Consider the following 15,105-nt stretch of genomic DNA (forward strand, 5'->3'; position numbering starts at 1 on the left):
GCGTCAGCCGTTCTGGGGCGGGAGCGCGGCGATGACGGGGTGGTCGGAATGCGTGACGCCGACCTTGGTGGCGCCGCCGGGCGAGCCCATCTCCGCGAAGAACTCGACGTTCGCCGTGTAGTAGTCGCTCCAGCGGTCGGGCAGGTCGTCCTCGTAGTAGATCGCCTCGACGGGGCACACCGGCTCGCAGGCGCCGCAGTCGACGCACTCGTCCGGGTGGATGTAGAGCGACCGCTCGCCCTCGTAGATGCAGTCCACCGGGCACTCGTCGATGCAGGCGCGGTCCTTCACGTCGACACAGGGCAGGGCGATGACGTAGGTCACTTCGGGCGGGTCCTTCCGGGAGCGGTGCGGCCCATCGAGTCTACGCGGCGCGCGAGGGCGTCCCGGCCGTCGCCCGGTCGCCGGATCCCGCGGCGGGCGCGGCATCCGGGCCCGCTCCGACGCCGGGGGCGCGCCGTGCGAACCGGGGCCAGACGACGACCGCCGCCACGAGGATCGCGGGCGCGACCGCCCACACCTGGCTGATCCCGTCGTCCGGGAAGAGCACGGATCCGCTCGGGCCGCGCGTGCCGAGCACCGCGACCGCGGCGACCACGCCCAGCCCGAGGCACAGCGCGTGGAGCCGGTCGACGAGCAGCAGGCGGAATGCGACCAGGAGGCAGGCGAGCGTCACGAGGGCGAGCACGAGCCCGACCGGCAGCGCGATCCCGCCGACGGGCACCGTCGCGCGGTGGGCGGCCGTGCCCACCGTGCCGACCAGGACCCCGAGGACGACGGAGGCGAGCGCGGTGCCGATGCGCTGGGCGCCGCGCGGGGGCCGCGGGACGCCGTCGTCGGGCGCGGTGCCGACGGGCCGGTGCAGCCGGAACATCTCGACGGGCGCGATGGGCGCGCCGATGCCGTGCGAGAGCGCGAACTGGTCGCCGTCGACCACGGTCTGCGTGCGGTGCGCGGCGATCGCGCGGATCTTCTGGTCGAGCACCTCGGACGCGTCCACGGCGAGGTCGACCTCGTCGTCCGCGAGCACGAGGGTGCCGGCCGGATCCGCGTCGGGCGCGGGGAACCGGCCGCGCGCCGCGACGAGCTCGTGCGCCTCGCGGGCCGACGACGCGGTCGTGGTGATGAGGTACGCGGGCACCCCGGCCTCCTCGGCCGCCCAGGTCGCGATGACGTGCGTGCGCACGTGGTCGGGGTGGCCGTAGCCGCCGTGGTCGTCGTAGGTGATGACGCTCGTGGCGTCGACGTCCGCGATGACGGCGAGCACGTCGCGCGCCTCGTCGGCCTCGTCGCCCGCGCACAGCGAGTCGGGATCCAGCGGGCGGAGGGCCACGGGCACGCCGTCCTCGCCCCACTCCATGCCGGAGTCGACGTAGCGGCGGGGCTCGAGGCCGCGCCAGCGCGCGTCCGCGTCGCCGAGGAAGCGGTGGTCGGTGACGCCGAGGGCCGCCATGGCGTCGGCCAGCTCGGTCTCGCGGTGGTCGGCGAGCGCGCGCAGGTCGCCCTCGAGGTGGCGCAGGTCCTCGGGGATGACGTCGCCGCGCTCCCCGCGCGTGCAGGTGAGGACCGTGACCGGCACGCCGTCGCGCACGAGGCGGGCGATGGTGCCGCCCGTGACGATGCTCTCGTCGTCGGGGTGCGCGTGCACGAAGAGCACGTGCTCGCGCTCGGGAGGGCGGGTGCGGGCGGCCCGATCGGGGCGTCGGGACGTGCCGGGGATCATCCGGCGATCCTAGCCGCGGCCCGCGCGGGCGATGCTGGGCGCCCGGGCCGGGGAGCGCGACTGGACGCGCATCCGCCCCCGCGCTACTGTGCACGAGGTAAGGCAAGCCTCACCTACATTTCCCCACACCAGCAATAGGACGCGCCCCGTCGCGTCCGCCGCCCGGAGAGGCGCACGCGTGTTCGCGAACTACCTGATCGGCCTGCGCGAGGGCCTCGAGGCCGCGCTGGTCGTCACGATCCTCATCGCCTACGTCGTGCGGATCGGCCGCCGCGACGTGCTCGGCCGACTCTGGCTCGGCGTCGGGCTCGCGGTCCTCCTCGCGCTGTCGGTCGGCGCGATCCTCACCTACGGCGCCTACGGCCTCACGTTCGAGGCGCAGGAGGCCATCGGCGGGTCCCTCTCGATCGTCGCGACGGGCCTCGTCACGTGGATGGTGTTCTGGATGCTGCGCACCGCCAAGGACATGCGCTCGGAGCTGCAGGGCGCCGTCGACCGGGCGATCCAGGGCGCCGCGTGGGGGCTCGTGGCGGTCGCCTTCCTCGCCGTCGGGCGCGAGGGGATCGAGACGGCGCTGTTCCTCTGGTCGGCCGTGCAGGCCACGGGCGCCACCACGATGCCGCTCGTCGGCGCGACCCTCGGCCTCGTCACGGCGGTCGCGCTCGGCTGGCTCGTCTACCGGGGCGTGCTCCGCATCGACCTGGCCCGCTTCTTCACCTGGACCGGCGCGCTGCTCATCGTCGTGGCCGGCGGCGTGCTCGCGTACGGCGTGCACGACCTGCAGGAGGCGGGCATCCTGCCGGGGCTCGACGCGCTCGCGTTCGACGTCTCGGGCGCCGTGCCCCCCGGATCCTGGTACGGCACCCTGCTCAAGGGCACCGTGAACTTCTCCCCCGCCACCACCTGGCTCGAGGCGATCACGTGGGTGCTGTACGTCGTACCGACGCTCGCGACCTACCTCGCGCTCGCGCGGCGCGGCCGACGCGCGCGGCCGGCCCCGGCGGCCGCTCCCGCTCCCGCGGGCGCCGCGGCCCGCCTCGCCGACGCCGACCTCGACGCCGACGCGCCCGCCGCCTGCTGACCGCCCGCCCTCCGCTCCCCGCTCCCCGCTCCCCCTCTCAGCTCCCCGCTCGATCCACCGCCCGGCACCGCCGGCCCGCTCCCCCACGAGGACCCATGAAGCGCTCCACCCTCCCCGCCGCCGCCCTGCTCGCCGGCGCCGCCCTCGCCCTCAGCGGCTGCGTCGCGAACGCGCCCGCGGGATCCACCGGCGACGGCGCCGCCGCGGCGTCCGGCGTCACGAAGCTCACGGTCGACAGCTCCGCCGACGCGTGCACCGTCTCGGCCGCGACGGCGCCGAGCGGCACGGTCTCGTTCCACGTGACGAACTCCACCGACCAGGTGACCGAGTTCTACCTGCTCGCGGACGACGGCCTCCGCATCGTCGGCGAGGTCGAGAACGTGAGCCCCGGCATCGAGCGCGACCTCGTGCTCACCGCCCAGCCCGGCAGCTACTACACCGTCTGCAAGCCGGGCATGGTGGGCGACGGCGTGGGCCGCGCGCCCTTCACCGTCACGGGCGACCAGGTCGCGCTCGCGGGCGACGCGGAGCAGCAGGGCAAGGACGCCGCCGCCGCGTACCTCGCCTACGTCAAGGACCAGATCGGGCGCCTCCTCCCCGCCACGCAGGAGTTCGCCGACGCCTACCTCGCGGGCGACGATGACCGGGCGCGCGCCCTCTACCCCACGGCCCGCGCCTACTACGAGCGCGTGGAGCCGGTCGCGGAGTCGTTCGGCGACCTCGACCCGGAGATCGACTTCCGCGAGGCCGACGTCGTACCGGGCACCGAGTGGACCGGCTGGCACCGCATCGAGAAGGACCTCTGGCAGCCGGCGCCCGCCGCGAACGGCGGGGACGTCTACGCGCCGCTCGGCGCCGCGGACCGCGCGCACTTCGCCCAGGAGCTCACCGCCGACACGCAGAAGCTCTACGACGCCGTGCACGCGGACGGCTTCTCCGTCGACATCTCCACGGTCTCCAACGGCGCCGTGGGCCTGATGGACGAGGTCGCGTCCGGCAAGATCACGGGCGAGGAGGAGATCTGGTCGCACACCGACCTCTGGGACTTCCAGGCGAACCTCGAGGGCGCGCGCGTCGCGTACGAGGGCGTCCGCGACATCGTCGCCCCGAAGGACGCGCAGCTCGTCGCCACGCTCGACGCGCGGTTCGCGTCCCTGGAGCAGGACCTCGCGGCGTACGGATCCCTGGAGAAGGGCTTCACGCGCTACGACCAGCTCACGACCGACCAGGTCAAGGGCCTCGCGGACGGGGTGAACGCGCTGGCCGAGCCGCTGTCGAAGCTCACCGGCACGCTCGTCGGCTGATGACGGACCACGACGACGGCGCGCGCGCCGAGGACGCGGAAGCCTCCGGGACCCCGGCGCCCGCCGGCATCTCCCGCCGCGGGATCCTCGGCCTCCTCGGCGCGGGCGCGCTCGGCGGCGGGCTCGTGGGATCCGCCGGCGGCGTGATGGCCGACCGCGCCTTCGCCGGTGCGCGCCAGGCGGCGGGCGGATCCACGTACGCCTTCCACGGGGCGCACCAGGCCGGGATCACGACGCCCGCCCAGGACCGCCTGCACTTCGCCGCCTTCGACGTCGCGGACATCGACCGCGCGGGCCTCGTCTCGCTCCTCCAGGACTGGAGCGCGGCGGCCGCGCGCATGACGGCGGGCGGATCCGCGGGCGCGCTCGGCGCCGTCGACGGCCCCTACGACTCCCCGCCGGACGACACGGGCGAGGCGCTCGACCTGCCGCCCGCGGGCCTCACCATCACGTTCGGCCTCGGCCCGTCGCTGTTCACGACGGCCGCGGGCGTCGACCGCTTCGGCATCGCCGACCGCCGGCCCGCCGCGCTCGTCGACCTGCCGCGCTTCCCGGGCGAGGCGCTCGTGCCGCAGGCCACGGGCGGCGACCTCTGCATCCAGGCGTGCAGCGACGACCCGCAGGTGGCCGTGCACGCCATCCGCAACCTGTCGCGCATCGCGTTCGGCCGCGCGTCCATCCGCTGGTCGCAGCTCGGCTTCGGCCGTACGTCGTCCACGAGCCGCGCGCAGGTCACGCCGCGGAACCTGTTCGGCTTCAAGGACGGCACCGCGAACGTCAAGTCCGAGGACACGCGCCAGGTCGACGACCACGTCTGGGCCGACGCCGGATCCTCACCCGCCGAGGCGTGGATGCGGGGCGGCTCCTACCTCGTCGCCCGCCGGATCCGCATGACCATCGAGACCTGGGACCGCTCGTCGCTCCGCGAGCAGGAGCGCGTGGTCGGCCGCACGAAGGGATCCGGCGCGCCCCTCAGCGGCGGCGAGGAGCACACGGCTCCCGACTTCGCCGCCACCGGCCGCGGCGGCGCCCCGCTCATCGACCAGGCGTCGCACGTGCGGCTCGCGCACCCGGACGCGAACGACGGCGCGGTGCTCCTCCGGCGCGGCTACAACTTCGTCGACGGCAACGACGACCTGGGGCGGCTGAACGCGGGCCTGTTCTTCCTCGCGTTCCAGCGGGATCCGCGCACGCAGTTCATCCCCATCCAGCGGAGCCTCGCGCACGACGCGATGAACGAGTACCTGCGCCACGTGGGCAGCGGGATCTGGGCGGTGCCGCCGGGCGCGAGCCGCGACGGCTACGTCGGCGAGACGCTCTTCGCGTCCTGACCGGCCGTCGGCGGATCAGGCGGCGGGCAGCACCACGTAGGTCGCGACCGGCGAGCCGAGGTCGGCGGAGACCGTGACGATGACCGTGCACGCGTCCGCGGTGAAGCGCCCGTACCCGCTCGTCGCGTCGCCCGCGACGTCGGAGTCGGCCGCGTACCCGGCCGCCTCGAGCCGCGCCCGCGCGTCGGCGAACCCGCCCGCGACGTCCGGCACCGCCACCTGCACGACCCAGCCGGCGCCCTCGGGCGCCGCTCCGCCGCCGAGCAGCTTCCCCTCGGCCAGCGGAACGGCGTCGGCCGGGAACGACTCGGGCAGGCGCCCGTCCGTGGACACCTGCACCTTGCCGAGCGTGTCGCCGACCACGTCCTCGACGCTGTGCCGCACCTGCTCCGCGCCCTCGTGGGCGGCGTCGCGCACGGCGTCGCCGACCGCGCTGCACCCCGTGAGGACGAGCCCCGGGACGAGGACGAGCCCGGCCGCCAGCCCCCTCCTGCGGAGGGACCTGACGGACGGGCTCGTCGTGGTCATGACGACCTAGGCGTTCTGCTTCTTCAGTCGCGACGTCTTGCGCTGTCGGGCGTTGGCGTCGAGCTCGACCTTGCGGATCCGCACGAACTCCGGCGTGACCTCCACGCACTCGTCCTCGCGGGCGAACTCGAGGCACTCCTCGAGCGTCAGGTTCCGCGACGGCGTCATGCGCTCGAAGGAGTCGGAGGTGGACTGACGCATGTTGGTCAGCTGCTTCTCCTTGGTGATGTTGACGTCCATGTCGTCCGCGCGCGAGTTCTCGCCGACGACCATGCCCTCGTAGACCTCCTGGGTCGGCTCCACGAAGAACGACATGCGCTCCTGCAGGGCCACCATGGCGAACGGCGTGGCGACGCCCGCGCGGTCGGCGACGATCGAGCCGTTGACGCGGGTGGTGATCTCGCCCGCCCACTGCTCGTAGCCGTGCGACACGGCGTTGGCGATGCCGGCGCCGCGCGTGATCGTGAGGAACTCGGTGCGGAAGCCGATGAGGCCGCGCGACGGGACGACGAACTCCATGCGGACCCAGCCGGTGCCGTGGTTGCTCATGCCCTCCATGCGGCCCTTGCGAGCGGCGAGGAGCTGCGTGATCGCGCCGAGGTACTCCTCGGGCGAGTCGATCGTGAGGTGCTCGTAGGGCTCGTGCACCTTGCCGTCGACCTGCTTGACGACCACCTGCGGCTTGCCGACGGTGAGCTCGAAGCCCTCGCGGCGCATCTGCTCGACGAGGATCGCCAGCGCGAGCTCGCCGCGGCCCTGGATCTCCCACGCGTCCGGGCGGCCGATGTCGACCAGCTTGATGGACACGTTTCCGATGAGCTCGCGGTCGAGGCGGTCCTTGACCATGCGCGCGGTGAGCTTGTGGCCCTTGACCTTGCCGATGAGCGGGCTGGTGTTGGTGCCGATCGTCATCGAGATGGCCGGGTCGTCCACCGTGATGGTGGGCAGCGGGCGGACGTCCTCGGGGTCGGCGAGCGTCTCGCCGATGGTGATGTCCTCGATGCCGGCGACGGCGACGATGTCGCCGGGGCCCGCGGACTCGGTCGGGAAGCGGTCGAGCGCCTTCGTGATGAGGAGCTCGGTGATCTTCACGTTCTTGACGGTGCCGTCGTGCTTGACCCAGGCGACCTGCTGGCCCTTCTTGATCGTGCCGTTGAAGACGCGGAGGAGGGCGAGGCGGCCGAGGAACGGCGACGCGTCGAGGTTGGTGACGTGGGCCTGGAGCGGGTGCTCGTCGTCGTAGGTCGGCGCGGGGACGTGGTCGAGGATCGCCTTGAACAGGGGCTCGAGGTCCTCGTTGTCGGGCAGCTCGCCGTTCTCCGGCTTGTTGTCGCTCGCGGCGCCGTTGCGGCCGGACGCGTAGACGACGGGCACGTCGAGGATCGCGTCGAGGTCGAGGTCCGGGTGCTCGTCCGACATGTCGGACGCGAGGCCGAGGAGCAGGTCCTGGCTCTCGGCCACGACCTCGTCGATGCGCGCGTCGGGGCGGTCGGTCTTGTTGACCAGGAGGATCACGGGGAGCTTCGCCTCGAGCGCCTTGCGGAGCACGAAGCGCGTCTGGGGCAGCGGGCCCTCGGACGCGTCGACGAGGAGCACGACGCCGTCGACCATCGAGAGGCCGCGCTCGACCTCGCCGCCGAAGTCCGCGTGGCCCGGGGTGTCGATCACGTTGATGACGATGGGCGAACCGTCCGCGTGCTTCCCGTTGTAGAGCACCGCGGTGTTCTTCGCGAGGATCGTGATGCCCTTCTCGCGCTCGAGGTCGTTCGAGTCCATCATCCGGTCCTCGCCCTCGAAGTGGGCGTCGAACGAGTTCGTCTGCTTGAGCATGGCGTCGACGAGGGTGGTCTTGCCGTGGTCCACGTGGGCCACGATGGCCACATTGCGGAGGTCGTTGCGCGCGACTAGCGCCATAGTGCTGTCCTTCAGTGGAGAGGGTGCCGGCCTTGTCATCAAGGGAGGAGGGCGAAGAGCCGCCGTCTGCTATTCCCAGCGACCCATAGCCTACCGTGCCGACGCAACCCGGTCTCAGGGAGCGGCGGGAGAGAGGGTCCAGCGCCAGGCGTCGTCGAGGATCCCGGCCTGGTGCGGCGACACCTGGACGCCGCCGACCCGGCCCTGCATGGCCGCGACCGCGGGCCGCTGGTAGAGCGGGAGGCCGGTCCGATCGCCGTACATGCGGCGGTCGAGGCGCAGCAGCAGCTCGCCGCGCGCGTCGTCGTCCTCGGTGCGGCCGAGGGACGCGAACAGCGACGCGACGTCGGGGTCGGCCGTGGCGAGCCCGTCGCGCGCGTCGGCGCGGTCCTCGTGCGCCTGGCGGATGGCGGCGACGGACGGGTAGGCGTCCGCGGAGCCGACGAGCGCGACGTCGTACGCGCCCGGCTGGTCGAGGACGCTCTCCCACTGCGGGGTGGAGCAGTCGGTCACGACGAAGCCGGCCTTCTGCGCGGAGTCCCGGATGGCCTCGAACGCGGCGACGCGTCGGGGGTCGGCGGGGTCGTAGAGCACGCACACCTCGGGCGCCGCCTGGCCGACGGACGCGAGGAGCTGGCGGGCCTCGTCGACGTCGACCTCGTCGAAGCGGCTGGACCCGTTGGCGCGCACCTGGTCGTCGTAGCCGTCGGCGCCCGGCGCGAGCACGAAGGAGTCGCGGGTGGTGGCGTCGGGATCCACGGGCGCGACGACCGCGCGGACGATCGCCTCCCGCGGGACGGTGGAGAGGAAGGCGGTGCGCACGGCGACGTCCGACATGGCGGGATCCCGCGCGCCGAGCGTCTGCAGGTCGAGCCGCTCCCACGTCGCGGAGGAGCCCGTGACGACCTTCGCGCCGTCGACGTCGGCCAGGGCGTCCACCACGTCCGCGTCGGCCTCGGGCGCGATCACGTCGACGTCGCCCGCCCGGAGCGCGGCGACCGCGGCGTCGGGATCCTCGATGGTGGACACGACGATGCGCTCGACCGAGGCCCGGTGCAGCCCGGTGTAGTACCGGTTCGCGCGCAGGGTGACGGAGGCGCCCGGGTCGATCGACTCGACCGCGTAGGGCCCCGAGCCGACCGCGCGGTCCGGGTGCGCGGCGATCTCCGCCACGCCGAAGCCGCGGTTCCACGCGTCGGAGATGGGCGAGAGCAGCTCGGGCTCGCGGTCCTGCACGGCGTCCACGAGCGTCTGCTTCGCGCGACCCGGGCTCGACATGTCGAGCCCGAGCTGCACCACGCTGTGCGCGGGGAGCCCCACCTCGAAGGCGAGCCGCCAGTCGGGCGTGTACTCGTCGAAGACCATGGTGATGGAGCGGCCGCCGTCGCCGATCTCGGGCGTGCGGGTCACGTGCGCGAGCGCCTCGTCCTTCGCGGCGTCGAAGAAGACGGTCTCCGCGGGGAGCGCGCCCGTGTAGCCGCCCGTCGCCTCGTCCACGTAGCCGGACGCGTCGAAGCCCGGGGTGTCGAGCGCGCCGGATCCGGCGGCCCACGCGAGCAGGAGGTCCGCGGCGTCGACGGGCTCGCCGTCGGACCAGCGCACGCCCTCCGCGACGGTGTACTGCACGGTGAAGGGGTCGCGCGAGACGACCTCCGCGGATCCGTACCCCGGGTCGGTCGCGACGGTCCCGTCGGCGGAGACCTCCGAGAAGCGCGAGTTCGTGGCGTGCACGATCTCGCGGTTGCCGTCGGTCGCGCCCGTGCGGGAGGCCGCGTTGTAGGAGGTGAACGAGGTGGGCAGCGCGGCCCGGATCTCCGAGTCGGCGACGATGCCGGTGGTCGGCGAGCAGGCGGCGAGGCCCGCGACGAGGGCCAGCGCGACGGCGGCGGATGCGCCGCGGACGGCCCGGCGGATCCCTCGCGGGCGCCGGGTTCGAGCGGCCTCGGGGCCTCGCGTGTCGCTGTCCATCGCCGTCGATCCTACGCGAGGGGCACGACGAGGCCCGCCGCCCGCGCGCCCCCGCGAGGGGGTGCGACGGACGGCGGGCCGGGTCGTGCGGTGCGGATCAGGCCGCGGGCGGCTGCTGGTCCCGCAGCGCCTCGCGGAGCTGGCGGCGCTCCTTCTGCTGGTCGGGATCCGGCAGCGGCACCGCGGCGATGAGCTTCTGCGTGTACGGGTGCTGCGGGTTGCGGAGGATCGACTCGGTCGGCCCCTGCTCCACGATCTTGCCGTGGTTCATCACGACGATGCGGTCGGCGAGGAGGTCGACCACCGCGAGGTCGTGGCTCACGAACAGGCACGCGAACTGGAGCTCCTTCTGGATCTCCTGCAGCAGCGCCAGCACGCGGGCCTGCACCGACACGTCGAGCGCCGAGGTGGGCTCGTCGGCGACGAGCACCTTGGGCCGCAGCGCGAGCGCCCGGGCGATGCCGACGCGCTGGCGCTGGCCGCCCGAGAGCTCGTTCGGGTAGCGGTTGCGGAAGCTGCGCGGCAGCTCCACCTGCTCGAGCAGCTCCTCGACGCGGTCGCTCTGCTGCTTCTTCGAGAACTGGCCCGAGAGCTCGAGCGGCTCGCCGATGCTCTGGCCGATGGGCCAGCGCGGGTTGAGCGAGGAGCCCGGGTCCTGGAAGACGATGCCGATCTCGCGGCGGACGGCTCGGAGGTCCTTCGCCGAGATGCCGGTCATGCGGCGTCCGGCGACCGTGAGCTCGCCGCCCGCGACGGGCAGCAGGCCCACCGCGGCGCGCGCGATGGTGGTCTTGCCGGATCCCGACTCGCCCACGACGCCCACGACCTCGCCGGGGTGGATGTCGAAGGACGCGCCCGTGACCGCCCGGAACGCCGGCACGCGGCCGAGCTTCGGGTAGTCGATGTCCACCTCCTTGAGCGAGATGGCCGGCTCCGTCGTGCGCGCGGCGACCTCGATCTGCGAGGCCTCCCCCGTGCCGAGGTGCGGCACCGACGCGAGCAGCTGCTTCGTGTACGGGTCCTTCGGCGACTGGAAGATCTCGCGCACCGAGCCGCGCTCGACGATGCGGCCGCTCTTCATCACGATGACGTTGGTCGCGAGGTCGGCGACCACGCCCATGTCGTGCGTGATGATGACGATCGCGCTGTTGAGGCGCTGGTGGAGCTTGCGCAGCAGGTCGAGGATCTCGGCCTGGATCGTCACGTCGAGCGCCGTCGTGGGCTCGTCGGCGATCAGCATGTCGGGGTCGCACGACAGCGACTGGGCGATCATGGCGCGCTGGCGCTGGCCGCCGGAGAGCTGGTGCGGGTAGGAGTCGAACGCCTTCTCGGGGTCGGGCATCTCGACGAGCTTGAGCAGCTCGAGCGCGCGCACCTTGGCGACCGACGGGATGATCGACTGGTGGACCCGCAGGGCCTCCACGATCTGGAAGCCCACCGTGTAGACCGGGTTGAGCGCGGTCATCGGCTCCTGGAAGATCACGGCGATGTCGTTGCCGCGCGCCTTCCGCAGCGTCGCCTGGTCGGCCCCGACCATCTCGACGCCCTTGAGCTTCGCGCTCCCCCGGACCCGGCCGTTCTTCGGCAGGAGGCCGAGGAGCGACATGGAGCTGACGGACTTGCCCGAGCCGGACTCGCCGACGATCGCCAGCACCTCGCCCGGGTTGACCTTGTAGTCGATGTCGATGGCAGCCGGCATCCACTCGTCGCCGACCCAGAAGTCGACGCCGAGGCCGGAGACCTCGAGGATGGGGACGATCGGGTCCGCCCCGTTCGCGTGAGCGCTCATGCTGCGGCCTCCTGGCTGCTGGGAGTGTGGGTGTCGAGGGGGGTGCGGGCGGGCCATGGGACGATGAGGCCATGGATCAGCCCGTCGTCATCCGCCCGTCGTTCGGACGCCTGCTGACCGTGATCGTCTCGGCGATCGCGGTCCTGGTGCTCGTGAGCACCGTGGTCGGAGGTCGGGCCGACCTCCTGCCGACGGCGGTGTGGGCCCCGGTGATGCTGGCCTACGCGTCGTGGCTCGTCTTCTGGCACCCGCGGGTGCGCATCGCGACCGAGGGCGTCGAGATCCGCAACGTCCTCCGCACGCACGAGATCTCGTGGCCCGCGATCCGCGAGGTCGACACCAAGTGGGCCCTGAACATCACGACCGCGCACGAGCGCGTCACGGCGTGGGCCGCTCCGGCGCCCGGCCGGCACTCGAACGCCTACATCACGACGAAGGAGGAGAAGATCCAGCCGTACCTCAGCGCCATGATGCAGGACGCGCGCCGTGGCGACCTGCCGCGCACCGACTCCGGCGACGCGGCCACGGTGATCCGCCTGCGCCTCGCCGACCTCCGCGAGGCGGGCCACCTGGGCGGCCCGGTCGAGGAGGAGGCCCGGCGCGTGCGCACGCACTGGGCCGAGATCGCCGTGCTCGCGGTGCTCGTCGTCGCTACGGTGCTGACCGGCCTCGTCTGAGACCGGGCCGGCGGCCCGACCGCGGGTGCGCGGACGGGCCGTCACGGCGACCGTCACCGGCCGTCCGCGCCGTCGGGCGCCTGGCCGTCGGCGGGGCCGTCGGCTTGGGCGTCCGGTCGCGCGGATCCGACGGGCGGCGGGACGCGCACGCCCTCGGCGCCGGAGCCGACCTTCGGGCCCTGCTCGCGGCGGTTCCGCCCGGTGAGCATGGCGAACATCTGCTTGTAGGGGCCCTGTCCGCCCGGCATGCGCCGCTGGCGCGGGTCGAACGCGTCGCGCAGGCCGTCGCCGATGAAGTTGATCGACAGCGCGATGATGATGATGAAGAGGCCCGGGAACCAGAACAGCCACGGCCGGGTGGCGAAGGCGCCCTGGTACTCGTTGATGATCTGGCCCAGCGAGACGTCGGGCTTCACGATGCCGAAGCCGAGGAACGACAGCGCGGCCTCGAGCAGGATCGCCGCGCTCATGAGCAGCGTCGTCGACACGATGACGACGCCGATGGCGTTCGGCAGGATGTGCCGGAACACGATGCGGCTGTTGGAGGCGCCGGCGACGCGGGCGGCGTCGACGAACTCCCGCTCGCGCAGGCTGAGGAACTCGCCGCGCACCAGGCGGGCGAGCGACGGCCAGCCGATGAGGCCGAGGACGATGCCGAGCACCACCGCGCCGAGGCCGCCGAAGGTGCGGCCGAGGACGGCCGCGATGACGATCACGGGGATCACGATGATCAGGTCGGTGAAGCGCATGAGCAGGGAGTCGATGCGGCCGCGGAAGAAGCCCGAGACGGCGCCGACGACGATGCCGATGAACGCCGCGATGATCCCGTAGAGCACCATCACGACGATCGACTGCTGCGTGCCGCGCATGACGCGGGCGAAGATGTCGCGTCCGATCTCGTCCTGGCCGAACGGGTGCGCGCCGAACTGGAAGGGCAGGTCCCACGTGGGGTTGCCGCCGTTGACGATGGGCGACGCGTCCTCGTAGCCCCACATCCACCAGCCGGGGATGCGGACGCCGAGGAACTGGATGCCGACCGACGAGTACACGAGGATCGCCATCAGCAGCAGCACCACGAGCGCGGTCATCGCGCCCTTGTGGCGGAGGAACCGGCGGCGGACGACGGTGCCCTGGCTGAGGCCCTCGACCTCGCGCTGCTCGATGGTCAGCTCGGAGTTCGCGCCGCCCTCGGGGAGGCTCGGGTCGTTGTGGGGGTCGTTGGGGTTACCCATCAGTGCGTTGGACATGTGTCAGCTCACCCGGATTCGAGGATCGAGGACCGAGTAGAGGATGTCGGCCAGCATGTTGAAGATGACGGTCAGGATGCTGGTGATCAGGATGAATCCCATCAGCGGGTTGAGGTCCGTCTTGGTCAGGGCGTCCTGGAACACGGAGCCCATGCCCTTCCAGGCGAAGATCGTCTCCGTGATCACGGCACCGCCGATGAGGCCGCCGACGTCGAAGGCGATGACGGTGGCAACGGGGATCATCGCGTTGCGGAACGCGTGGCGCATGATCACGGTGCGCTCGGTCAGGCCCTTGGCCCGCGCGGTGCGCACGTAGTCCTGGTTCATCACCTCGAGGAGGCTCGCCCGCGAGTAGCGCGAGTAGCTCGCGACGGAGATGAGGAGGATCGCGATCGTGGGGAGGAGGAGGTGCGTGTAGCTGTCGAGCATGCCCTGCCAGATGGAGCCCTGGAGACCCGGGGTGACGGCGCCGACGGTGGCGATGGGGCGACCGCGCGTGTTGGTCACGTAGTCGGGCCACACCTGCATGACGCGGTCGACGATGATCAGCAGCGCGACGAGCCCGCCGGTGATGCCGGCGCCGCGGGCGACGATCGGCTTGTCGTTCTGCCCGACGACGTACCCGAGGACGACCCCGACGACGACGAACGCGACGATGAGCACGATCGTGATCCACCACGGGGCGGAGACGGTCAGCACGTACTGCAGCGGGTACCAGAGCGCGGCGCCGAGGACGGCCATGCCGAGCGCCGAGTAGAACGCGCGGCGGTTGCGCAGCCCCGTAGACAGCGACGTGATGAGCACGGCGATCAGGGCCCCGAGGGCGCCGATGAGGACGATGCCGAGACCGGGGCGCGCGAACCAGTCCGTGACGAGCAGGTACACGAGCACGACCGCGGTGATGACCGTAGCGGAGCCGAACACGATGAGGCGCGGCTTCGGGTCGCCGCCGATGATGCTCATCCACACGAAGCCCGAGACGAGCGACAGGACGACGATCAGGACCGGCGGGATCGACGGGTTCACGAGGAAGTCGTTGAAGCCGATGGCGACGTACTGCTTGAGCAGCACGGCGACGAAGAAGATCGGCAGGGAGAAGAAGAGGAACGACGCGAAGGTGACCGTGTAGTCGTAGCCGCTGTACTGGCGGAGCGCGGTCGTCATGCCGATGGAGACGCCGATGAGCACGGCGATGATCGTCGCGATCGTCACGAGCTGGATGGTCTGGCCGGCGGCGTTGGCGATGAGGTCGTTGACCTCGCGTCCGTCGATGGCCTTGCCGAGGTCGATCTGGCCGATGAAGACCTTGAAAACGCCGCCGAGCCACAGGAAGTAGCGCAGCGGCGACGGGACGTCGAGGTCGAGGAGGTCGGTCCGGGCGGCGATGAGCGCGTCGCGGTTGGGCGACGGGCTCTCGCGCAGGTCCCCGAGGGGATCACCCGAGTTGGCCGCCAGGTTGTAGATGATGAAGCTGGCGCCCAGGAGGACGAAGAACGACGCGACGAGGCGTCTCAAGACGAAGGTAAGCACAGGGCGACGACGT

General features: G+C 72.4%; 12 protein-coding genes. 4 read left to right on the plus strand and 8 right to left on the minus strand.

Translation table 11 applies throughout. The features are described 5' to 3' along the window. Positions 1–3 precede the first annotated feature (3 nt). Entirely contained in the window at positions 4–324 is a 321-nt protein-coding gene (fdxA, locus tag ACMT9T_RS13825) for a ferredoxin (protein ID WP_414746092.1), read from the minus strand. Between the two features lie 40 nt (positions 325–364). After that, positions 365–1,723 carry a PIG-L family deacetylase gene (locus tag ACMT9T_RS13830; protein ID WP_414746093.1) on the minus strand — a complete coding sequence of 453 codons (1,359 nt, stop codon included), beginning with the start codon at positions 1,721–1,723 and terminating at the stop codon, positions 365–367. Between the two features lie 178 nt (positions 1,724–1,901). On the opposite strand from ACMT9T_RS13830, the gene efeU reads away from it, so the two are divergent. The 3 genes from efeU to efeB all read left to right on the plus strand — a co-directional run bounded on the left by efeU (position 1,902) and on the right by efeB (position 5,439). After that, the gene (gene efeU / locus ACMT9T_RS13835) at positions 1,902–2,804 is read left to right on the plus strand and encodes an iron uptake transporter permease EfeU (protein WP_414746094.1); all 903 of its coding nucleotides are present in this window, start codon (positions 1,902–1,904) and stop codon (positions 2,802–2,804) included. Between the two features lie 95 nt (positions 2,805–2,899). Further along, positions 2,900–4,108, plus strand: coding sequence for an iron uptake system protein EfeO (gene efeO / locus ACMT9T_RS13840; RefSeq protein ID WP_414746095.1), 1,209 nt, complete (start codon positions 2,900–2,902; stop codon positions 4,106–4,108). Continuing rightward, on the plus strand, positions 4,108–5,439 hold the full coding sequence (efeB, locus tag ACMT9T_RS13845) for an iron uptake transporter deferrochelatase/peroxidase subunit (protein ID WP_414746096.1): 1,332 nt from the start codon (positions 4,108–4,110) through the stop codon (positions 5,437–5,439). Before efeO ends, efeB begins: the two co-directional genes overlap by 1 nt. 15 nt (positions 5,440–5,454) lie before the next feature. Here efeB and ACMT9T_RS13850 read toward each other — a convergent pair whose 3' ends face one another. From ACMT9T_RS13850 to ACMT9T_RS13865, 4 genes are all read right to left on the minus strand, one after another. After that, positions 5,455–5,967, minus strand: coding sequence for a hypothetical protein (locus ACMT9T_RS13850; RefSeq protein WP_414746097.1), 513 nt, complete (start codon positions 5,965–5,967; stop codon positions 5,455–5,457). Between the two features lie 6 nt (positions 5,968–5,973). Continuing rightward, positions 5,974–7,881 (minus strand): translational GTPase TypA, encoded by a 1,908-nt coding sequence (typA, locus tag ACMT9T_RS13855; RefSeq protein ID WP_414746098.1) that lies wholly within the window; start codon positions 7,879–7,881, stop codon positions 5,974–5,976. A 114-nt stretch (positions 7,882–7,995) separates the two neighbouring features. Continuing rightward, positions 7,996–9,849, minus strand: coding sequence for an ABC transporter family substrate-binding protein (locus ACMT9T_RS13860; RefSeq protein WP_414746099.1), 1,854 nt, complete (start codon positions 9,847–9,849; stop codon positions 7,996–7,998). 97 nt (positions 9,850–9,946) lie between these two features. Further along, positions 9,947–11,638, minus strand: a complete 1,692-nt coding sequence (locus ACMT9T_RS13865) for an ABC transporter ATP-binding protein (RefSeq protein WP_414746100.1) — start codon at positions 11,636–11,638, stop codon at positions 9,947–9,949. A gap of 71 nt (positions 11,639–11,709) precedes the next feature. Between ACMT9T_RS13865 and ACMT9T_RS13870 the strand changes: the two genes are divergently transcribed. Next, positions 11,710–12,315: a PH domain-containing protein gene (locus tag ACMT9T_RS13870; protein WP_414746101.1), complete on the plus strand. Its 606-nt coding sequence runs from the start codon at positions 11,710–11,712 to the stop codon at positions 12,313–12,315. A gap of 53 nt (positions 12,316–12,368) precedes the next feature. On the opposite strand, the gene ACMT9T_RS13875 is transcribed toward ACMT9T_RS13870, so the two are convergent. Both ACMT9T_RS13875 and ACMT9T_RS13880 read right to left on the minus strand, forming a co-directional pair. Then, complete coding sequence (locus ACMT9T_RS13875) at positions 12,369–13,547, minus strand: ABC transporter permease (RefSeq protein ID WP_414746102.1); 1,179 nt, start codon at positions 13,545–13,547, stop codon at positions 12,369–12,371. Positions 13,548–13,565: 18 nt separating this feature from the next. Continuing rightward, positions 13,566–15,092 (minus strand): ABC transporter permease, encoded by a 1,527-nt coding sequence (locus ACMT9T_RS13880; protein ID WP_414746103.1) that lies wholly within the window; start codon positions 15,090–15,092, stop codon positions 13,566–13,568. Positions 15,093–15,105: the final 13 nt, after the last annotated feature.

Source organism: Clavibacter vidaverae (genome assembly GCF_047529985.1).
Lineage (GTDB): Bacteria > Actinomycetota > Actinomycetes > Actinomycetales > Microbacteriaceae > Clavibacter > Clavibacter nebraskensis_A.

Coding starts and splice junctions, on each gene's coding strand:
- ACMT9T_RS13830 (WP_414746093.1), bottom strand. CDS start 1,723: ATGATCCCCGGCACGTCCCGACGCCCCGATCGGGCCGCCCGCACCCGC.
- ACMT9T_RS13870 (WP_414746101.1), top strand. CDS start 11,710: ATGGATCAGCCCGTCGTCATCCGCCCGTCGTTCGGACGCCTGCTGACC.
- ACMT9T_RS13860 (WP_414746099.1), bottom strand. CDS start 9,849: ATGGACAGCGACACGCGAGGCCCCGAGGCCGCTCGAACCCGGCGCCCG.
- ACMT9T_RS13865 (WP_414746100.1), bottom strand. CDS start 11,638: ATGAGCGCTCACGCGAACGGGGCGGACCCGATCGTCCCCATCCTCGAG.
- ACMT9T_RS13850 (WP_414746097.1), bottom strand. CDS start 5,967: ATGACCACGACGAGCCCGTCCGTCAGGTCCCTCCGCAGGAGGGGGCTG.
- ACMT9T_RS13875 (WP_414746102.1), bottom strand. CDS start 13,547: ATGGGTAACCCCAACGACCCCCACAACGACCCGAGCCTCCCCGAGGGC.
- efeB (WP_414746096.1), top strand. CDS start 4,108: ATGACGGACCACGACGACGGCGCGCGCGCCGAGGACGCGGAAGCCTCC.
- efeO (WP_414746095.1), top strand. CDS start 2,900: ATGAAGCGCTCCACCCTCCCCGCCGCCGCCCTGCTCGCCGGCGCCGCC.
- typA (WP_414746098.1), bottom strand. CDS start 7,881: ATGGCGCTAGTCGCGCGCAACGACCTCCGCAATGTGGCCATCGTGGCC.